This window comes from Pseudoalteromonas sp. S3776 (genome assembly GCF_005886915.1).
Lineage (GTDB): Bacteria > Pseudomonadota > Gammaproteobacteria > Enterobacterales > Alteromonadaceae > Pseudoalteromonas.
In genome coordinates this window covers 253,589-273,342 of the sequence record NZ_PNCU01000002.1, presented here as the reverse complement: position 1 = coordinate 273,342, position 19,754 = coordinate 253,589, and the positions used below count along the sequence as shown (strand labels likewise).

Sequence of the window (19,754 nt, the reverse complement as noted above, 5' to 3'; positions counted from 1 at the left end):
TTATTAGCCATTACAGATTTAATGGGCACACAATGAACTTAACACACACAAATAACGCACTCACCTTTTTACTTGCACTCAGCTTTGCATTACTTGGTGTATCGTTTGCTTTAGGTGCAAACCCAAACACACTCACAGCGACATTTAGCTTTTATAAACTTGATACTTTACTCAGTGTAAATACATTAGGTTTGCTCTCAGGCACCGCGATGATTGCGCTGGCAGGCACCACCTTAGCTGCGCATTTAAAATTAATAAAGCCTGTGCCTGCACTTATACTCGCATTAGTTGTTAGCATAGTGCCTTTGCTTACCCTGTTTGCCAGTAACCGCTGGATGGCACAGTTAGGCGGCTTTCCAATTATTGGCAGTGGGCAAGGCATAATTAAATACTTTGCTGTTATCCCTTTGTATTTATTTTTGTTTTACAAAAATAAGCTAACAGACAAACAACACGTACTTTTAAACTTTATACCGGTTGCTATGGTTTTACTGTGGATTGGCGGCATGAAATTTTATGAGTTTGAAGCCAAAGCCATTGTAAGCCTAGTAGAAACCTCACCGTTTATGTCGTGGTTATACACGGTATTTAGCGTACAAGGCGCATCAAATATCATTGGTGGGTTTGATGTATTATTTGCAGTACTACTTGGTGCAGGCATTTTACTCAACAATAAAAAGCTTATTATTGTTAGTGGTTTAGCGTGTTTAAGTGTATTTTTAATGACCCAAACATTTTTAATTACCGCAAACGGCGCGTTTAGCTCAAGCACGTTATTAGAGCGTTTAGGGCAATTCGTAATTAAAGATTTATGGTATGTAGGCAACTTAATTGTTATTGCCACTTTAATGCTACTTAAGCCTGCTAAATAATATATAAAGAGGACGTTATGATCAGTTGTAACCATTACGACTACATCGAAATTGCCTGTATGCACAGGCTGAATATTGAGCTTGTATTAAAAAATGGTGTTAGTGTATGTGGCGTAGCAACTGATACAAAACGCAATGCACTTAAACAAGAGTGCATTGCCATTAATGTAAGTGGCGAGCTAAAGCTTATTGTGCTCACTACAATCAGCGTTCTTAAAGCGCGTGAAAGTAATCCTTACTTTGATCATGTGAACTTTGATGTAAAGTAATTCACTAACTAATTCGTTTTATCATAAACACTCCAGCGGGTCTGTTTCATCAATATGTTAAGGCTCGCTTATCTGGCCAATGCTTTAACTCATACGTGCTAAATGCCCAAAGCCAAAATTTACCTTTAGAATAAATTGTTCACATAAACAGCTATTTTGACTTTGTCCAATAACATTATTAAAAGTCGTTTTGGTGCAAAATAACAAAGGCTTTTACACTGCATGCCTAATTGCTTGTTTACATTACAGTTATTTAGTGGAATTATTGAGCGATGGAATATGCGCCATTTTGGGGTGTTATAAAACCCCAAAGAGGTGTTCAATAAGCTGTTAAGTTGCATCAGGGAGGTTCAGTGTATTTTTATGTAGATGAAAGTGGTCAAACAGGACTAGAGTTATTCGATGATAATCAACCTTTCCTATACTACGGTGTTTTGAGTTCAGAATTTAATTTAGATGAACTCAGTTTACCTCACGTAGAAAGGCTTAGAAATAATTTAGGCGTTGAGAGGTTACATGCTGCGGAGTTAGGAAATGGTAGGCTTGTAACAATCGTTGATGATTTAGTTGCACTCAAAGAACAGTACAAATTGTCTTTTGATTTTTATCGAGTAACTAAAAAAGACCATGCAGCTATATGTTTTTTTGATCAAGTCTTTGATCAAGGCAATAATCCCGCTGTACCTTGGAATGCTTATTGGACTCCATTAAGGTACGTTTTAGTGTCGAAAGTAAGCTTCTTATTTGATGAAGCTTTATTAAAAAAATCTTGGAAAGCTCGGATTGCAATTAATAAGAAATTTGCTGAAAAAGAACTAGTTGAAGTTTGCCAAGAGTTACTTAGTAGAGTTAATTTATTACCAGATGAACGCTCTATAGAGATTATTACTGATGCACTAAATTGGGCAATTAAAAACCCAAGTAAAATATATTATCACGCATCTTCAAAAGAAGATAAGCTGCAAATATCGCCAAACCTTATTGGGTTTCAGTCGGTAATGCATGGTATTGCAACTCGACTAGAAAATACAAAATCAAAGGCAACAAAAGTGGTTGTTGATCGCCAATCAGAATTTAATAAAGCTCAAGAATGGATTGCAGACTTATATCGAAATGCAAAAAAATTAGATGAACCGATGGGGTTTGGCCCTGGAATGCCAACAATGGATTTAAGGCATATGCCATCAGTGCAAATTGAATGCACTCCTGGAACTGATAGTTCTGGATTAGAGTTAGTTGATATTTATATTTGGATCTTTAAGCGACAAATGGAAGGTAAACCGTTAGCTACTGAGCTATCTCCTTTGATTCACGGGCAAGCAAGTGGCATGTTTAATGAAGTTTCTATACAGGCTTTAATGGAACGCTGGGAAAAATGGTTTCAAGAGTTACCTATACCAACACCAAAACAAATAAAAAAAGGAAAAGATTTGTTGCGTATTGATGAAGAAAGAAGAGCAAAGTACGTGAAATCTGCAAATTAACAAGGTAATTAAACGGAACTAAAACAGTGGGTTAGGTTTCGCTTCGCTACCCATTATAACCCACTTTTTTAGTCCGCTTATTGCGGCGTTAGTATTCAAATCTACAGCCTAATTACATTACTAAAGGATTATTGTGAAATACTCTAGGGTTTTACTCTTTTCAGTAAGCTTGTATTTATTACTAATTGCTTTATCAACAATAGTAACGTTGATTGTTGGCTTTGATGATATGACTCAAAGCACATCAACCATTTATACTCAATACGTCCTCGGTTTTGTAGCCTCTTTAATGGTTTATTTATATCTAGGATATAGGCAAACAGTGAGTCCGTATAAACAAGCCTTTTTAGTTGCGGCTGTTTATTGGTTTATTAACTTAAGTCTCGGTGCCTTACTATATGTACTGTTAGAAATAACAATGGAGCCTTTAATATATTTGATTCCAGCTTTGCTGCATGTAATCGCTGTTTTATTAGGGACGCTACTTGGTATTCAATTACGTAGTAAGAAAATAAAGCGTAATAAAAAATTGCTAATCAGAACCTAAGCTGCTGGTTTTTCTTTCTCACTCTAACCTTAACCAACAATCTTACAGCCTATTTATTTGGCATAAGTAAAAAGGAGTTTGAATTTGCTATTCGATTGGTTCAGCGCTGAAAAGCCTAATGTTTATTTGGGATCGTTAGCTGTAGTTAATAACAGTCACTTTTCTAAAATAGAGTCGTTTTTTTATATAACGGGCGATTCACTTGAAGATCATATGTACCAAAAGCTTGAAGAGGTTTTTTGCCTTCATAGTATTTCGTCTATTAAAGAGCCCAAAAAGTCAGATATTGGTTTAGATGTGGTTATAGTTACTTTGCATGGTGGCGATGCATTCACTGTGGATTTTGACACTGCTATTATTCCGCTTTTTTGGCGACCAAAAGTTAAATTAGTGTCGCGCTTGTATAACATTGAGCACAACAAGACGATTAAAACGTTTAGTGTTTCCAAATCTATTACATGGCGCGAATTTATTGCTAAAAAATTTAGCTTAAGAGGATTCTTTCGTTGGGGCCCTTTGTATCATACAAAAGACATGGAAATACTGTTGTATAAAGCATGCTACGAGTTATTAAATAAAATGCGAAAAGCTATTTAACCTGTAGCAATAACAAGCATACTTAAATAGCTGAACACAGAAAATAGTTTACCTTGCTATTAATGGCAGGTTTTATTTTTAAACTTTACAAGGCGTTAGTGGCTTATGGATAATCCACAATTAGATTCAGAAGATAGAAAACCTATTTGGGATACGTTACAAATGTTTTGGATGGATATTGAGCCATCTGATGAGCTAGAAAACGCTATAGTTACGTGTGCTAAATCTAAGTATTCAATTTTAGAATTAGAGTATATCTACTGGAATGAGGTTTACCCTGCTGTTAATCAGAATTTTGCACAGCCAATACCTGAGTGGACTGGCTATGATATTGAGCAGTTATCAAAGTTAATAATTGCAAATGCAGACAGAGTTAAACCAATTAAGTGTAAGTTTTTGCATTTTGGGGCTAATAATTGGTGGGAAAAAATAGCCAGTGGTATAACTAAGTATCGTAAAAACAATAACAATAATAAATAACCGCTTTAACACAATACTAATATGCTAATTTTTGAGGCCAGTACTTATTATAAATTTTTGCAAAGCGTAGCAGTGACGTAAATATCAATATTACGATTTTAAAGCAGGTATTAACTGAGCTTTAACTAACTAAAGCTTTGTCAGCCGCATTTATTAAACACAACTATGCAAGCATAACCCCCAAACATAACTAAGCCAAATAACGTTATTTTAGTAAACGCGAGTTCATATTGCGGTGTGTAATATCTTTACACCCATTTTAAGTTAAGCGCTTGAACTGAGCACTTATTTTTAGACCCATTTTACTAGAGATACTCTTTATGAAGTTAAAGTTATTTATTGCCGCTATTGTTACCTCCTCTATGTCGTTATATGCGGCGCAAGCACAAGCAAGTGCTAAGTTTACTTTTGAAGATTTAAAAGCAATGGCAAAAGCCTCTGCCAAAAAGTCCTATACGCCTGTGGAAGTGCCAGCACCTGATCTTATTGATAAAATTACCTATGACGAACATTGGAAAATACGCTTTAAAGAAGATGAAACCCTCTACCCAAATGGCAAAAAGGCACCGGTGCAGTTATTTTACCCTGGGCGATATTTTCCTGAGCCGGTAAGTATTTATATCAGAGATGATAAAAACAACGTAAAAGAACTGCCTTTTAATAATGCGCTTTTTGATATGCCTGACGACAGCCCTGCCCACGACCTGCCAGAAGGGTTTGGGTTTGCAGGCTTTAGAATTATGCGCCCTGATATAAAACCAGATTGGATATCGTTTTTGGGCGCGTCTTATTTTAGAACTGATGGCCCTCAGGGGCAATATGGGTTGTCGGCTCGCGGTATTGCAATAAATACCGGTATGAGTGAGCCAGAAGAATTTCCGCGCTTTTCGGCATTTTGGTTAGGCCCTGCAGAAAATAAAGGTGAGAGCATGTCTGTTTGGGCATTGCTTGAAGGACCCTCTGTTACAGGGGCTTATCGGTTTGGTTTAAGTAAAGACAACAAAGAAGCCAAAGGGCATGTTACCTCTGTAAGTGCTAATTTGTATATGCGCGCCGATGTAGAGCGTTTAGGCATAGCGCCATTAACGAGTATGTATTGGTACTCACAAAAAGATAAAACACAAGCTAAAGATTGGCGCCCGGAAATTCACGATAGCGATGGCTTAGCGATTCATACGGGGTCTGGGCAGTTCATTTGGCGACCGTTAAATAATCCGCAATCGGTGTCGACCAATAGCTTTATTGATGAGAACCCAAAAGGCTTTGGTTTAATCCAAAGAGATCGCGACTTTAATAACTACCAAGACGATGGCGTGTTTTACAATAAGCGCTCATCAGCATGGATAAAACCTCAGGGTGATTGGGGTAAAGGCGCTGTGCAGCTAATCGAAATTCCAACTAAAGATGAAACGTTTGATAACATTGTTGCTTATTGGGTGCCTGAAAAAGAGGCGCGTAAAGGCGATGAGTTTTCCTTTTCTTATGATATTGAGTGGCGTCCACTTGATCCAAAATCAAAAAACCTAGCAAGTGTTGTTAATACTCGCCAAGGGCAGGGCGGAATTCCTGGCCAGCCTATTCCTGAGGGCGTAAACAAAATGGTGATAGACTTTGAAGGGCCTGTATTAAAAGGCCTAGATAGAGAAAGCGGTATAAAGCCTATAGTTGAAGCCAGCAACGGCGAAATACTGGAGCCAATTGGTGCTTACCCAATAGTGGGGACCAACCAATGGCGATTAGCGTTTGACTACAAACAGAGCAATAACGACCCCGTAAGCATACGCGCGTATTTGGTTGATAAAAACGAAGAGCCGATAACCGAAACCTGGGTAAGTGATGCAAAAGTAACGATTGAGTAACTATAAAAATTATGGCGGGTGGCCCTAAAGTTAGTTTTATGTAGCCACCCGAACAACTGCATAATGAATGTTTTTAGCGAAGGTTAGTTAAGCAATTCTCTTATTTCAATATACATCTAATACTTAGTTGTAAATTTAATAGGCTCGGCTAGCTACTTGGTGAATTGGCTATTTTAAGTTGCTCCTACTTGTTTTTATGTTTGCTTGTGTGAATAATAAACATTCGCTCAGGAAAATAATAAAAGTAATTAAATTAAGGATGTATATGAAACTTTACCCATACTCAAAAATTAAAACAGAAAACCTTAAGGGCCTGCTTATCGCTTCTAGAGTGCTTGGGTTTTTGAGTTATATACTGTTTTTTGTAGCTATTTGCATTAGTTTATTTGGTATTTTTTCTAACCTTGGCGCACCTAAAGACTTAGGAAATGGAATAGTTATGTCTGCACCAAATGCCGGTTTACCTGTGATAATAATGGCAATTTGGGGTGCAGTATCGTCAGTCTGTATTTTAGCTTTTAGTGGCTTATGTGCAGCGGTTGTTTCATGCGAATACAAATATACAAAGTCTGTTTAGCTATATACCGGAGTATTTAGATAGTAAAAAAAAAGGGCTTCTACTATCTAAATATTTATTTTTAAGACTAGGTCAACTACCACGAACAAGTCTCAATTTCTTGTATCTCCTCCTTACCTCAACAGCCTGAAATTCATTTAAGAAAACACAAAAGAAAGTCGAATTTAGCCTTTATTATGAGTGAATTGTAGCTAATTTACCTTGATTAACCCTAATTTATAGTTAAAATGGTCGGCTTGTTTAACGAACGTGCCTACTTTATTACTGACACCGTAATAGAAGCAGCACTAATAGATGTAAATACCAAGCGTGCATTTTTAAGGCGTGTTATTTACCTCGTTTAATACTAATCCACAATAATACTTGATCATTTTACGGGGCTAAACGTCTTGCTACCTGTTTTAAAAAAACCTCATTTAGAGCGGTTAAATAGCGAGCTTTTTGTCCAGCTATCAACACGGGTTTCCCTTCTTAAAATAGATTACTTAATTAAGCGAGTTAGTATTTTTAAATTTACGCTAGGACGAAAATTGGTTTGATCTCATTAAACGATGACTTAATGGTAGGTAAAGGGGCGCATAGAACGTGTTATAGGCACCCTGAGGCACATAATTTATGTATTAAAGTAAGCCATGATGGGTTTTCGCAAGAACAAGACCAAGAGCTGGCTTATTATAAGCGACTTAGTAACCGAAATATTCAGTGGCAGTTATTAGCGCAATACCATGGTACGGTGCAAACCAATATTGGCACAGGGTACGTGTTTGATTTAGTGATTGATGCAAATAATCAGCCGGCTAAAACCCTTGAGCATTATTTAAATCAGCCAAATAGTGAAGCATTAGTCGAGCCGCTATTAAAGTTAAAAGACTATTTAATACATAATTTAGTGATCACCAAAGAAATAAAACCACGCAATATAGCGTGTGTTAATAATAACGGCACCATTGAGCAGTGTGTAGTGGTGGATGATATTGGTAATACTGAGTTTTTTCCTATTAGTAATTATGTGAGCTCATCGGCTAAGCGTAAAATAAATAGAAAATGGCAACGTTTTGAAGCGAGTTTAAATGAGCTTGGCTTAAGCCTTAATTAAGTTTAAAACACCGACTTTAAATACTATTTTAATTAATAATCACAGCCAAGTTTAATACGCAGGGCTAAGCTAACAGACATAACTTTACACTGCGGATGCATAAGCGTTTGTTACTTTTCTAACTCTTTTACATACAGCATAAGTGCGCTGTACATTACGCTAAGTGCTTTTGTTACATCCTCATCAATAACAGCTTCTGCGGGGTGATGGCTTATTCCGCCAGGGCTACGTATAAACAGCATACCAACAGGGCAAATAGGGGCTATGGCCATGGCATCGTGCCCAGCGCCAGAGGCAAGTGACGGTGAGGCTTGGTTATTTAATTCACAGGCACTGCTAAACAATTGTTGAATTTGAGTGTCGCACGCTACGGCGTCGGCCGCGTGTGTCCATTGCCAATCGAGCGTTAAATTACGGCTGGTTGCAATTTGCTCCGCGCGGGTATGTATTGCATTAAGTAAAACTGCAAGGTCGTTATCGTTTTGTGCGCGTGCATCAAGGCTTATAGTCGTTTTACCGGCAATGACATTTGTAGCGCCTGGGCGTGCTTGAATTTGCCCTACAGTGGCTACTTCACCATTACTGGCACTTTTTGCTAGTTGCTCTATGGCAAGGGTAAACTCGGCGCAGCCTGCTAACGAATCTTGGCGTAAGTTCATTGGTGTAGTACCCGCGTGGCCGCTTTGGCCTGTTAGCGTGATCATAGCGCGCTTTGCCCCTGCAATGGCAGTAACAATGCCTAATGCCTGATTTACCGACTCAAGCACGGGGCCTTGCTCTATGTGGGTTTCCCAGTAACCGAGTAGCTCGTTTTTATTAAGCGCTGCTTTTGCGTAATCATTTGGGTTTAGGCCAAAATCAAGCATGGCTTGGCGCATAGTAATGCCGTTTGTATCCTCTATATTTAACCACTGCGGGTCAAACTCGTTTGCCAGTGCTTTTGAGCCAATTAATGTGGTGGCAAAGCGGGTGCCTTCTTCATCACAAAAACCCACAACATCTAAATGAAACGGTAAATCAAGCTTAAGTGTATGCGCAAGGGCGGCTATTTCAATACCCAGTAATACCCCTAAAATACCATCAAATGCACCGGCGTTTGGTACTGTGTCGAGGTGTGAGCCAATAATTAAACGTTTAGCGTTTGGGTTAGATGACGCTAAGCGCCCCCATAAATTGCCGACTTGGTCTTGCCACGATTGCATGCCCGCCTCAGCCATCCACGCAGCAGTTACACGGTTACACTCTTTGTGCTCTTTAGATAAATACACACGGTGAATGCCACCTTGCATTTGCGATAGGCCACTGAGCGTTTTACAGCGCAATAACGCGCGCGCGGCAAATTTATTAGCCAGCTCACTGTTTAACAATGGCTCATGGAGGGGGCTTGCAATCGTCATGCTAAATCCTTTTTTATTTATAATGGGCAAGGGCGGCAATAGCGGCTTCGCCTTTAGGGCCTTTATAGCCGTTGGCGTGTAAGCAGGCATCTAGGCTTGCCAATGTTTGTAATACGGCATCTTTACGGGCGTTGTAACCCATGGTGCCAATACGCCAAATTTTGCCATGCAGCGGGCCAAACGAGGTGCCAATTTCAATACCAAAGTCGGTTAGCATTTGAGCGCGTACGTGGTCAGCATTAATGCCCTTGGGTATGTAAACTCCCACTACGTTGTTCATTTTATGGTTTAAATCGCCAAATACGTTTAAGCCTAGCGCTTGAATACCCGTTAACATGGCATCGCCATGTAATTTATGGCGGGCAACGCAGTTGTCTACACCTTCTTCAATAACAATGCGAGCACATTCTGATGCGCAATACAGCATGCTGGTGGCTTCGGTGTGGTGGTTAAGGCGCTCCTCGCCCCAGTAATTCATGATCATGCCTAAATCAAAGTAGTTTGAGCGTACAAATGGCTCGGTGCCGTCGGTATGATCGGCTGTGCGTATACCCGCTTCTACTTTTTTACGTTTTTGGATCCAATCGGCGCATTTATCGCTCAGTGTTAATGGGGCAGAGCCAGACGGGCCACCTAAACATTTTTGCAAACCAACCGAAAGCGCGTCGAGTTTCCACTCATCGGCGGGTAAATCGTTACCTACTATCGAAGCGGTGGCATCGCAGTAAAATAATACGTCGTGCTTTTGGCAAATATCGCCAATGTGTTCGAGCGGTTGGTTCATAGTTGTAGAGGTATCGCCCTGTACCATAGCAAGTACATGGGGTTTTACATCAACAATGGCTTTTTCTATTTGTTCGGGGGTAAATACCTCGCCCCACGGAACTTCTATGGTGTGTACTTTTGCGCCTACGCGCTCGGCTATTTCAGCAAGCAGGTGGCCAAAGCGGCCCATAATGGGCACCAGTACTTTATCGCCTGGGCGTAAAATAGAGCATAAAACGGCTTCTATGCCTGCGCGTGATGTGCCATCCACTAACAGGGTCCATTCGTTTTTGGTTTTAAATATTTCGCGATAGCGAGCCATGGTTTCGTTCATAAAACCGGTCATTACTGGGTCGTATTGGCCAATTAGCTGCGCCGACATAGCACGAAGCACGCGTGGGTCTGCGTTTATTGGGCCTGGGCCCATGAGTAATCGCTGTGGCGGATTTAAAGTTTGAATTTGCGTGTCGCTAAACATGTTTAGGCTCCCAGAGTCTGAATAAGCATACGAATGCCCGTTATCATTAATACAACGGCAAAGGCGCGTTTTAATTGTTTTTGATCTAGCTTGCTACCAATTTTTACGCCAATAGGCGCAAACAAAATAGTAAGCGGAATAATAAGTATAAAAGCAGGTAGGTTTACAAGGCCCCACGTGCCAAGGGGGGCATCGGCGGGTGTAGTACCAATACTTAATAAAGTAATAACGCCCGGTAGCGCAATTAATAAGCCAAATACAGCAGCGGTGCCAACGGCAACATGGGCGCGTACGTTAAACGCGTTGAGCATGGGCACGCCAATAGTGCCACCACCTATACCAATCATTACCGATAAACCACCAACAATACTTGCCATAATGCCTTGGCCAAATTTACCTGGTAATTTACTAACTAGGGCAGGCGCGCCGGCTCTAAATAACATGTTTAAACTGACTAAAATGGCAATACAGGCAAACATAAGTACCAACGCATTACCGCGTATTGAGTGCGCTAAGTAGCTACATACAACGGCCATTACTAAAATAAACGGGGCCCAGTATTTAATTAAAGCAAGGTCGATATTGCCTTTTGCATGGTGCGAACGTATAGACGAAATAGACGTAGGCACTATGGTGGCAAGCGATGTCGCTGTGGCTATCATCATGGCCGACTCGGGGCTTACGCCAAAGCCTTGCAATAAAAAATACAGCACAGGCACAATTACTATGCCGCCGCCTACACCAAATAGGCCTGCTAAAATACCTGCAAAAATGCCGGTTGCTATTAAGGCCGCTATAATCGGCCATTGATTTATTATTTCTGTCATTGTGTTCCTGCTGTAGTTACTGTTGCGCGACCATCTGAACGAGGGTCGGTGGCTGCTTCAAGGCTGGTAGGTGTATCTAAAATGGCACCCGCGTGGCCCATCATTTCATTGTTATTATCAACGCTTACCCAGTCGTGGTCACGTTGATTTAATTCATGTTTAACTTGAATTACTAAGCTTTGCTCTACCTTTAAGTTTGTGCTTGTATCGCCCCAGGTGCGGCCTAATAACCAACGCGGATCGCTTACTGCTTGGGTAATTGATTTATTACGCCATGCGTAACCACTAAATACGGCAGCTTGTGTTTGTGGTTGACCTTCGCCGCCCATGGTGCCGTAGGCAAGGCGCCTGCCATCATCAAATTTTGCTAAAGCAGGGTTAAGTGTATGAGCTGGCTTTTTATGTGCTTTTAAGGCATTGGCATCGTTGTTATTTAAACTAAAGCTCAAACCACGGTTATTCCACACAAAACCACCTTCACTCATTAATATGCCGCTGCCAAATTCCCAGTAAACACTTTGAATAAAGCTCACTAGTTGGCCGTTTTTATCACGTGCTGCCATCCAAACGGTATCGCCTGGCTCTGCATTAAATGGCCATTGCTTGGCTTGGTTCATATCAATATTGCTGGCAAGCGCACTTAAGCGCTCATCGGTTAGTGCATTTTTATAATCATCGCCAAGCGCATCTGGGTCGGCCCAAAGTGTGGGACGGTGAGTAAAGCTTTGTTTGGTTGCCTCAACAATTAAGTGTATCCAATCGGCCTCTGTTTTGGCCAAGTGCTTTAGTTTATTAACGGCGCCAATTATTTGCAGAGAATGCACGCCTTGCGTGGGAGCAGGTAAGTTAAAACACTGTATGCCCGATAAATTAGCATTAAGTGGTGTTACTACATCTGCTTTTGTATTGGCTATGTCGGCTGAGGTAATAACGCTGCCTGCGGCTGCTAAATCGCTTGCAAATGAGTCGGCAAGTTCTCCTTCGTAAAAAGCATTTAAGCCGTGCTCGGCCAAGTGCTCAAAGGTACTGGCGAGTTTTGGGTTTTTAAAATGTTGCCCTGCTTGTAGCGGTTTACCATTGGGTATGTAAAGCTCTTTAAATGCAGCGTTAGTGTTTGAAGTGGCGGCAAGCTTTTCGCAGCCTGCTTGCAAGCTTTTAGATACTGTAAAGCCTTCGCGCGCAAGCTTAATAGCAGGCGCTAAAATAGTACTTAGTGGTAGGGCTGCGTGCTCATCTACCTCAAGGGCTTTTTGCCAGCCACGAAGCGTAGCCGCTTGGGTCAATGCGCTTAAACCACCGCGATCTGGTATGTGTGGCTCATTGCTGTAGGCGCTTATATCATTTGGTGCGCGCCCGCAGGCATCTATAGCTGTGGGTGTGCTTTGGTTTAGGTTATCAATAAGCCAAAAGCTGTCGCCGCCAATTGAGTTCATATGCGGGTATACCACGCTAATAGCAGCGGCGGCTGCTACCATGGCCTCAACGGCTGTACCGCCTTGTTTTAGTATTAGGGTGCCTGCCTCGGTTGCCGCAAAATGCGGGGCAGTAAAGGCAATGTTGTGTGTGCTCATGCAAGTGTGTCCTGTTTAAAGTGTGCAGCTAATTGTTGTACGCAGGCAAGTAGGCTTTTATCGTTGCCATGGCTCATCATTAATGAAAACCCATACGGGTGGCCATTTTCTAAATTAGCCAATGGTAAGTGTACTTGCGCCGAGCGGCTCAAACCCGCTATGGCCGATAAGGTGATTATTTGCATGCGTAAGGCGCTTGTGTCGGCGCCCAATTTAGGTGCAGTTGTGGGTGTGGTTGGCAAAAATAAACAACTGTTTGTATTTAGGTTTTTAGCAATTAGTGTTTGCCATTGGGTTTGTACATTTAGTGCTTCTTGTTCTTCTTGGGCGGTTAGGGCAAGCGCCATGTTAAAACGTGCCGCAATTGCCGGAGCAAACTGGGGAAGTTGCCCCGGCAATTGAAGCCAATCTTTATGCGTTTTTGCGATTGCTCGCCCTTGCAGTATTCTAAAGCTGTCAGCCAGTTCGCTTAATAAGTTACTGTCAGGCAGTTTAAATTCTTTATGGTGTTTAAAATAAAGTTTGGTTTTTTCAAGCAATTGTTTAAGCGGGGCTTGTAATACAAGGTCAACCAGCTCAAATAATGGCTCGCAAATAACTAAAGTATCAACGTTATTAATAGCTTGATTTGGCAACAGTACATTGCCTATATTGCTTAGCAGCTCTGCACTTTGCGTAAGCCAGCCAATGGTATCAAAAGGGGGCGCGAGCGGTATTAGGCCATCTTTTTCAATTACCTTATGGCTTGGCCTTATGCCAAATAAGCCACAATAACTTGCAGGTATTCTAATAGAGCCGCCGGTATCGGTACCTAAGCCAATATCGGCTAGGTTAGCAGCTACGGCGGCCGCCGACCCCATACTTGAGCCGCCACTTGCATGGCCCTTCAATTTTGGGTTTTGTGCTGCACCATAGTGAATGTTATTGCCCTCTAAGCTGTAAGCCAGCTCATCGGTATGGGTAAAGCCTGTAAAGCGACAACCTTCATTCATTAGTTTGTTTACGGCACTTGCTGTTTGCTGTGCAGGTTTTGCTGCTTTAAACCAGCTTGGGTTACCTGCGCTGTTGCGCTCGCCTTTAACAGCAAATACATCTTTTACCGCAAGGCGCTTATTTACAAGTTTGCCGTGGATGTGTGTTTGCCATGCGTTAGGGCCATGGTCACAAAAAATACCGGTAAAATTATTATGTGTTTTGGTACTCATATCACCACTCGTTATAAAGTAAATCTGACCAACTGGTTATAATCAGATTTAGGGTGATTAAAAAGACGAATTAGTTAGTATTATTTTTCAGCCCACTGCGTAACATCTTATTTTTATTTTACAGAGCCTGATCCGCTTTTTAATCGGTTAGCTGTTATATTGCCTAAAAGCTAAGCAAAAGCAATGCCAAACACAATAAAGTTGTCCGTTCGGTCAGGTTTTTGTGGGTTTGTATGGTGTTTATAAAAATTTAAGTAATGAAGAGGGTATAATTTAGAGGTAAAAACACACCAAGTTGGTGCGCGATTGCACCAACTTGGTTGCTAATGTGGCGTTTATTGTAATGCGTTAGGGCTAATAATTAAGCCATTTACATCGGCATATAGCCAATCGTTGGGGTTAATTGTGGTACTCAGCATGGTTACAGTTTGGTTTTTATCGCCAAAGCCACGTTTTAATGTACTGCGCGGGGTTGAACCAAGTGCCATAACCGGTAAATCCATAGTGGCTAGTATTTCAATATCGCGGCAACAGCCGTTAATAACAACGCCTTCCCAGCCATTTTTTAACGCGCGCTCAGCCATAATATCGCCTATAAAAGCAAAGCGTTTGCTAGCAAAGCCATCAATAACCAATACTTTACCCTCACCGTTTTCATGCAGTAAATCGGCGGCAAACGAGTTATCGTCTGGGCATGTAACGGTAACTGCTTGACCACTAAAGGTGGTTTTTTTACCAAAGTGGCGCAGGCCGCTGTCGGCGACTTGTACGCTTTCGCGGTGATCGTCAAATAAGTCTGGGGTGGTAAAGTTATTCATGGGTTAGGCCTCAGTGTGCTCAGGTATTTTTAAGCCAATACCTTTTAAAATTATGTGGGCAGTTGATTGCGTTATTTGTGCCACATCGGTTTCGTCGTATTCTAATTTGTTCATTACCAGTAGCACTTCGGCCTGAAAGTCGGCGTAGTACTGCGTAGTTGACCAAATGGTAAATAATAAATGGTAAGGGTCAACATTATCCATTTTGCCTGCATCTATCCAGGCCTGAAACACGTCTACTTTTTGTTTTACCCACGGGCGCGTGTTGGTTCTAAAGTAGTTTTGCAAATATGGAGCGCCGCGCAGTATTTCACTGGCAAATAAACGTGATTGCAGCGGCTGGTTTACGGCAAGTATTACTTTGCTTTTAATATAGTGATAAAGCACATGTGCAGGGTCGTCCTCAGGGGTTACGTTATCTAAGCCTAAGTTCCAGTGCGCAATTATGCGGTCTATTACGTTTTCGTATAGGCCGTCTTTGCTTTTAAAATAATATAAAATATTGGCCTTAGGAACGCCTGCTTCTTTAGCAACCATACTCATACTGGTGCCATCGTAACCAAGCTGAGAAAACAATTGCTCGGCGGCATCGAGTATTAATGTTTGGTTTTTTACTCGGGTCAGTTCTTTTTTATTTGGCTTTGTTTGTGTGCTCATTATGGCGATGCTGTTTTTAACGTGTTGAATGATTGTAACTTTACTGACCAAAAGGTCAAACACTTAAGTGCAGGCTAAAAACACCTTTATAACAATAAATGATGAGCAACAATTGTTTAAAGCATTAATTACTGTTAGCGTAACGTCAAACATAAGTAGTACTTTTAGGTAGTTAATGGACTTTTTTTCTAATCACAAATACACGCTTTATGGCATTGCCGCTATTTTATTATGGAGCTGTTTAGTGGCTCTGCTCAGGGATGTTTCGGAGTTATTTGGCCCTATAGGTGGGGCGGCACTTATGTACAGTGTAAGCGCGCTGTTTTTAATTTTGGTAATGGGGCGGCCTAAATTTGCTGGGTTTAATAAGCGTTATATTATTTGGGGTACTGCTTTATTTGCACTTTACGAGGTGTGTTTAGCACTGTTTGTGGGGCTTGCTAATAATCGCCACCAAGCAGTAGAAATGGCGGTTATCAATTATTTATGGCCCACGCTTACCATTTTGCTCAGTATTATTGTTAACCGTAGTAAAGTAAGTGTATGGATTTACCCTGGTATGCTGCTCGCCTTTTTTGGCGTGGCTTGGTGCGTGGGTGGCGATAGTGGGTTATCAATTAATAGTATTATGGGCAATTTTGCCAGTAACCCAACGGCCTACTTGCTGGCGTTTGTAGCGCCTTTTATTTGGTCTGTTTACTGTGTGATTACTCAAAAAAATAGCAATGGGAAAAATGCCATTGTGCTATTTTTTATCGCCACAGCACTGAGCTTATGGGTATTGTATGGATTAAGTGACGAGCCAAAAATGACCTTTACATTACACGCTACAATAACGCTTATTTTAGCTGGCGTGGTTGTTGGCAGCGGTTATGCACTTTGGAACCAAGCAATTATTGGCGGTAACTTAATGCTGCTTGGTACGCTTTCGTATTTTACGCCGGTTTTTTCGGCGATTATTTCGGCGCTTTATTTATCAATTACCCTTAGTGCCTCGTTTTGGCAAGGGGTAATAATGGTCACTGGTGGTTCACTTGTTTGCTATTTTGTAACGCGTGAAAAGCCAGATAAAAAGCCACTAAACGCCGTAAATTAACGATGTAAACGCATCCTTTTTTAACTGTGCTTGTTTAGCCAGTTAAGTGCCAGTGGCCATAGTCCGTCTGACTTTTTACTAAAAAATTTCATATGGCCAATTTCTTTTAAGCCATAGTCTTTAGGGTTTAAGGTTAATTTACTCGCTTTTAATTTTGGGAATACCGAGAGCATATCGGCGACATTCGCATTATTTGCAATGTCGTCGTCGGTAGCATTAACCCAAAGCGAGGGCATAGCAAGCGTGTTGTAACAGTGTTGAAATACGGTATCGCCAAATGCCGTTTGCACATACCCTTGCGCGTTACACCATTTTTGCCACTGCTTAGCAACGCCTTTAGGTAGGGGCTCGCCCATCCCAAACCATTGTGATTTAGTATGACCAAATAGTGCGTTACTGAGAGGAATAACCCCATTCATAAAAAAGTGCGCTTTAACTTGATACGCCAAGCGCATATTAGTTAATTTACCTGACGAGCAAGCAAAGTTAAACGCTGAGCTTAACTGATCTGCATTATGCATAAGCCCCACTAATTGCCCGCCGGCGCTGTGGCCAACTAAATGATAGCGGGTACCCGGAAAGGTTTTTTGCAAATACTCAAGTACGGCTGGCATGTCTTGCTCGCCCCAAGTTTGTAATGTGGCCTTACTTTTTTTAATACTACGGTTAAGCGATTGGCCAATACCTCGGTTATCAAAGGTAATTACGCCAAAGCCATGTTGCTGTAAGTAAGTAGCAAAGTTTGCATAAAACTGCTGCTTTATACCGGTTGCAGGGGCAATCATCACCGCACCTTTAATAGGGCTGGTGGGTGTAAATAGGTCTGCGCTTAGAGTTTGCCTGTCGTTACAGGTTATGGTGACGTGCTTTGAAGCGTTTGTGTTCATTACTTATTGTTGCTTTTTTAAATGCTCAATTCAAAAATGGTAGCTGGTTAGACCAGCTTAAGCAAGAATAGAATAACAGCTTAAACCAAAGCTTAATTACCTGGGGGCGATATACCAGTTTGTATCGTGTTGAGCGCTGACGTTTTGTAAAGGGGCAAAGCAGTAAAAGGGGTTTAATTTGTTAGCTTAAACCCCTTTATAAAACTACTCTGGTGTACTTGTATTGTGAGCAGATTTTGCTTTTACTTTTTTGGCGCTAAAGTAAAATATAAGTGCAAATACTATCGCACTAAAATCAACAGTAATACTTTGATAATATTTAAAATAGTGCTCTGTTAACAAGGCTTGCAATAGGGTAGAGCCCGCCATACATAAGCACAAACCTGCAAGGCTAACTAAGCCGCAATAACTTGCGTGCTGAGTCCCTTTTTTATAGGTGTAGGCAATAAAAGCAAAAAATACTATGTAGTAGCTATATAAATAGCTGTAATTTGCATTAGTTGTAAATTGGTTTACCCACTTACCAACTAATAAAGTGGCAACCACTGCAATTATTGACCCTAAGCACACACCAATTGTTAAATTAGCCATAAAAAGAGTACTGCGTTTATTGGCATCTTTTTTAGCGCGTTTATCTAACCACAATAAATTACCGGAATAAAACAAAAACGCACCAAATAGCCCCATTACAAAGTAACCCCATCGGCCCCATTCACCTCCATACGTGCCAAAGTGTAACGAAAAGATGCTTGCAACCATGTTACCCCAGTGGCTTTCTTCACCTTGGGGGTAACTCGAGTTAAGGACTTCTAATGTATACGGCTGTAAAAATAAGTAGTCTGTATCTGGGCCTCTAACGACTGCGCTTTCATTACTCATTTTAACAATTGCTGTAGGGCTGTTGGTATTTAGTCGACTCAATGCAATATGAATTGGCTCATAGCCTGGGGCATAGTTTTTTGCTGCTAAAAGCTGTTTTTCTATACTGGGTAAGTTTTCAATTTGGTAACTGTGCGCTGCTGGAGGAGGGCGCTGAAAAAACGATTTATCGTCGTAAAATGGCGACAACCCATCATAAATTAAATCGTGAAAAGCAAACACAACAACAGTAAAAGCAATAATTAAATGAAAAGGTAAACTGGCGATACCTACTAAATTATGGCTATCGAGCCAAAAGCGGCTTGGGCCTTTTTCTTTTCTGATTGCAAAGAATGTTTTTACAAGTGTGGGTAATAAAATAATTACCCCAGACACCAACGCTAAAAAGTATAAAACCGACGCAATGCCCAGTATGTATACACCTGATTGGTCATGCCCAATTTCGCCAGCAAAACCAGCGGTACGATGCAGATAGTCGATTAAATCTGCGAGCTTACTTTCGCTTTTTTGCTCAATAACTAGCTCATTTTCATCATTTAAATGTAAAAGCTGTAATTGGTTATCAAGTGCTAATCCTCGTTTTTTACCTTGGCTGTACCAAGATAGCGGCGCTTGATCAGTTAATAAATCTATAGAAAAGCCATTACTCATTTGCTGAGGGTATTGCACAATAGCTTTATCTACTAAGGCTTGGTAGTTACTGGTGTTTGGCTCAGTTACAGGTGCGCTTACAGGCGTTGCCCAATCAGCTAGTTCATACTTAAACATAGTTAAGCTACCCGCGTAAAAGCCGATAAAAAGTACTAAGCCTGCAATGATCCCGGTCCAAGTATGAACACCTTGGTAGGTACGTAAAATGTCTGCTCTTACTTTCATAGCCCATGCCCCAACATTAAGAATAAACTATAAAGCGTTATATTTAGCCCACCGAGAGTTAGCCATGCTTGCTTTGCAGATTTAAATAAATACGTAAAGCTAAAAATAGTTAGCCATATTAGTGGGATCATCCACATATTGAATTGTACTTTGTCGCGTGCATCTATTCCTCCGGGGCCATACCAGGCAAAAAATGCGACTAAAACAAATGCAAGGGCTAAGCCCAAAAGGCCTCCTGCTAGGCTTTTTCCAAGCCAAGTTGGTTTAATTTTTTGCCTTTGTACTGCGCTCATTAGTTAATATCCTTACTTTTAAATAAGCTCGTAAAGGGGACTATCATCAAGGCCAGCATAACCATTAAAAGAATAAAAAATGCGGCCGCAGCAGAGGTAAAAATATAAAAAGCTAAAGCGATTGCCGCTATTAAAAGAAGGATTGCAAATTTACGCCAGTGCTTAGATATAGGCTTTTTAAATAACCTTTGATGGCGGTTAGTGCAATAGAGCAAAGTTGTAGC

20 protein-coding genes are annotated in these 19,754 nt (G+C 41.0%); 10 read left to right on the top strand and 10 right to left on the bottom strand.

All coding sequences use genetic code 11. The features are described from left to right. Positions 1-32: 32 nt before the first annotated feature. From CWC16_RS02425 to CWC16_RS02380, 9 genes are all read left to right on the top strand, one after another. Positions 33-872, top strand: a complete 840-nt coding sequence (locus tag CWC16_RS02425; RefSeq protein ID WP_138540362.1) for a DUF417 family protein — start codon at positions 33-35, stop codon at positions 870-872. A 17-nt stretch (positions 873-889) separates the two neighbouring features. Then, entirely contained in the window at positions 890-1,141 is a 252-nt protein-coding gene (locus CWC16_RS02420) for a Rho-binding antiterminator (protein ID WP_138540361.1), read from the top strand. Positions 1,142-1,494: 353 nt separating this feature from the next. Next, on the top strand, positions 1,495-2,625 hold the full coding sequence (locus tag CWC16_RS02410; protein WP_138540360.1) for a DUF3800 domain-containing protein: 1,131 nt from the start codon (positions 1,495-1,497) through the stop codon (positions 2,623-2,625). A 133-nt stretch (positions 2,626-2,758) separates the two neighbouring features. Continuing rightward, complete coding sequence (locus CWC16_RS02405; RefSeq protein WP_249929175.1) at positions 2,759-3,172, top strand: hypothetical protein; 414 nt, start codon at positions 2,759-2,761, stop codon at positions 3,170-3,172. An 84-nt stretch (positions 3,173-3,256) separates the two neighbouring features. Then, entirely contained in the window at positions 3,257-3,769 is a 513-nt protein-coding gene (locus tag CWC16_RS02400; RefSeq protein ID WP_138540391.1) for a hypothetical protein, read from the top strand. A gap of 105 nt (positions 3,770-3,874) precedes the next feature. Continuing rightward, positions 3,875-4,249, top strand: a complete 375-nt coding sequence (locus tag CWC16_RS02395) for a DUF7079 family protein (RefSeq protein ID WP_138540359.1) — start codon at positions 3,875-3,877, stop codon at positions 4,247-4,249. 320 nt (positions 4,250-4,569) lie between these two features. Next, a complete protein-coding gene (locus CWC16_RS02390) occupies positions 4,570-6,108 on the top strand; it encodes an OpgD/OpgG family glucan biosynthesis protein (protein ID WP_138540358.1) in 1,539 nt (512 codons plus the stop codon). 265 nt (positions 6,109-6,373) lie between these two features. Then, positions 6,374-6,685: a hypothetical protein gene (locus tag CWC16_RS02385; protein WP_138540357.1), complete on the top strand. Its 312-nt coding sequence runs from the start codon at positions 6,374-6,376 to the stop codon at positions 6,683-6,685. Between the two features lie 535 nt (positions 6,686-7,220). Next, on the top strand, positions 7,221-7,781 hold the full coding sequence (locus CWC16_RS02380) for a YrbL family protein (protein WP_138540356.1): 561 nt from the start codon (positions 7,221-7,223) through the stop codon (positions 7,779-7,781). A gap of 110 nt (positions 7,782-7,891) precedes the next feature. Here CWC16_RS02380 and CWC16_RS02375 read toward each other — a convergent pair whose 3' ends face one another. From CWC16_RS02375 to CWC16_RS02345, 7 genes are all read right to left on the bottom strand, one after another. Beyond that, on the bottom strand, positions 7,892-9,178 hold the full coding sequence (locus CWC16_RS02375) for an allantoate amidohydrolase (protein WP_138540355.1): 1,287 nt from the start codon (positions 9,176-9,178) through the stop codon (positions 7,892-7,894). A gap of 13 nt (positions 9,179-9,191) precedes the next feature. Further along, on the bottom strand, positions 9,192-10,421 hold the full coding sequence (locus tag CWC16_RS02370) for a pyridoxal-phosphate-dependent aminotransferase family protein (protein ID WP_138540354.1): 1,230 nt from the start codon (positions 10,419-10,421) through the stop codon (positions 9,192-9,194). A gap of 2 nt (positions 10,422-10,423) precedes the next feature. After that, entirely contained in the window at positions 10,424-11,248 is an 825-nt protein-coding gene (locus tag CWC16_RS02365) for a sulfite exporter TauE/SafE family protein (protein ID WP_055017403.1), read from the bottom strand. After that, positions 11,245-12,819 carry a gamma-glutamyltransferase family protein gene (locus CWC16_RS02360; RefSeq protein ID WP_138540353.1) on the bottom strand — a complete coding sequence of 525 codons (1,575 nt, stop codon included), beginning with the start codon at positions 12,817-12,819 and terminating at the stop codon, positions 11,245-11,247. Before CWC16_RS02360 ends, CWC16_RS02365 begins: the two co-directional genes overlap by 4 nt. Then, complete coding sequence (locus CWC16_RS02355) at positions 12,816-14,024, bottom strand: amidase family protein (protein ID WP_138540352.1); 1,209 nt, start codon at positions 14,022-14,024, stop codon at positions 12,816-12,818. Before CWC16_RS02355 ends, CWC16_RS02360 begins: the two co-directional genes overlap by 4 nt. A gap of 335 nt (positions 14,025-14,359) precedes the next feature. Further along, a complete protein-coding gene (locus CWC16_RS02350; protein WP_138540351.1) occupies positions 14,360-14,842 on the bottom strand; it encodes a putative 4-hydroxy-4-methyl-2-oxoglutarate aldolase in 483 nt (160 codons plus the stop codon). 3 nt (positions 14,843-14,845) lie between these two features. Continuing rightward, the gene (locus CWC16_RS02345; protein ID WP_138540350.1) at positions 14,846-15,499 is read right to left on the bottom strand and encodes a TetR/AcrR family transcriptional regulator; all 654 of its coding nucleotides are present in this window, start codon (positions 15,497-15,499) and stop codon (positions 14,846-14,848) included. A gap of 175 nt (positions 15,500-15,674) precedes the next feature. Here CWC16_RS02345 and yddG point away from each other — a divergent pair, with 175 nt between their 5' ends. After that, positions 15,675-16,595, top strand: coding sequence for an aromatic amino acid DMT transporter YddG (yddG, locus tag CWC16_RS02340; RefSeq protein WP_138540349.1), 921 nt, complete (start codon positions 15,675-15,677; stop codon positions 16,593-16,595). Between the two features lie 20 nt (positions 16,596-16,615). Here the strand turns inward: yddG and CWC16_RS02335 are convergent, their stop codons facing one another. The 3 genes from CWC16_RS02335 to CWC16_RS02325 form a co-directional block, all read right to left on the bottom strand. Continuing rightward, a complete protein-coding gene (locus CWC16_RS02335) occupies positions 16,616-17,482 on the bottom strand; it encodes an alpha/beta hydrolase family protein (protein ID WP_138540348.1) in 867 nt (288 codons plus the stop codon). A 204-nt stretch (positions 17,483-17,686) separates the two neighbouring features. Further along, entirely contained in the window at positions 17,687-19,237 is a 1,551-nt protein-coding gene (locus CWC16_RS02330) for a PepSY-associated TM helix domain-containing protein (protein ID WP_138540347.1), read from the bottom strand. Further along, the gene (locus CWC16_RS02325) at positions 19,234-19,530 is read right to left on the bottom strand and encodes a hypothetical protein (RefSeq protein ID WP_024032798.1); all 297 of its coding nucleotides are present in this window, start codon (positions 19,528-19,530) and stop codon (positions 19,234-19,236) included. Before CWC16_RS02325 ends, CWC16_RS02330 begins: the two co-directional genes overlap by 4 nt. Positions 19,531-19,754 lie beyond the last annotated feature (224 nt).

What these genes read in the sequence shown, in the direction of transcription:
- CWC16_RS02425 (WP_138540362.1), top strand. Translation starts at nt 33, where the DNA reads ATGAACTTAACACACACAAATAACGCACTCACCTTTTTACTTGCACTC.
- CWC16_RS02420 (WP_138540361.1), top strand. Translation starts at nt 890, where the DNA reads ATGATCAGTTGTAACCATTACGACTACATCGAAATTGCCTGTATGCAC.
- CWC16_RS02395 (WP_138540359.1), top strand. Translation starts at nt 3,875, where the DNA reads ATGGATAATCCACAATTAGATTCAGAAGATAGAAAACCTATTTGGGAT.
- CWC16_RS02390 (WP_138540358.1), top strand. Translation starts at nt 4,570, where the DNA reads ATGAAGTTAAAGTTATTTATTGCCGCTATTGTTACCTCCTCTATGTCG.
- CWC16_RS02385 (WP_138540357.1), top strand. Translation starts at nt 6,374, where the DNA reads ATGAAACTTTACCCATACTCAAAAATTAAAACAGAAAACCTTAAGGGC.
- CWC16_RS02375 (WP_138540355.1), bottom strand. Translation starts at nt 9,178, where the DNA reads ATGACGATTGCAAGCCCCCTCCATGAGCCATTGTTAAACAGTGAGCTG.
- CWC16_RS02370 (WP_138540354.1), bottom strand. Translation starts at nt 10,421, where the DNA reads ATGTTTAGCGACACGCAAATTCAAACTTTAAATCCGCCACAGCGATTA.
- CWC16_RS02365 (WP_055017403.1), bottom strand. Translation starts at nt 11,248, where the DNA reads ATGACAGAAATAATAAATCAATGGCCGATTATAGCGGCCTTAATAGCA.
- CWC16_RS02360 (WP_138540353.1), bottom strand. Translation starts at nt 12,819, where the DNA reads ATGAGCACACACAACATTGCCTTTACTGCCCCGCATTTTGCGGCAACC.
- CWC16_RS02355 (WP_138540352.1), bottom strand. Translation starts at nt 14,024, where the DNA reads ATGAGTACCAAAACACATAATAATTTTACCGGTATTTTTTGTGACCAT.
- CWC16_RS02350 (WP_138540351.1), bottom strand. Translation starts at nt 14,842, where the DNA reads ATGAATAACTTTACCACCCCAGACTTATTTGACGATCACCGCGAAAGC.
- CWC16_RS02345 (WP_138540350.1), bottom strand. Translation starts at nt 15,499, where the DNA reads ATGAGCACACAAACAAAGCCAAATAAAAAAGAACTGACCCGAGTAAAA.
- yddG (WP_138540349.1), top strand. Translation starts at nt 15,675, where the DNA reads ATGGACTTTTTTTCTAATCACAAATACACGCTTTATGGCATTGCCGCT.
- CWC16_RS02335 (WP_138540348.1), bottom strand. Translation starts at nt 17,482, where the DNA reads ATGAACACAAACGCTTCAAAGCACGTCACCATAACCTGTAACGACAGG.
- CWC16_RS02330 (WP_138540347.1), bottom strand. Translation starts at nt 19,237, where the DNA reads ATGAAAGTAAGAGCAGACATTTTACGTACCTACCAAGGTGTTCATACT.
- CWC16_RS02325 (WP_024032798.1), bottom strand. Translation starts at nt 19,530, where the DNA reads ATGAGCGCAGTACAAAGGCAAAAAATTAAACCAACTTGGCTTGGAAAA.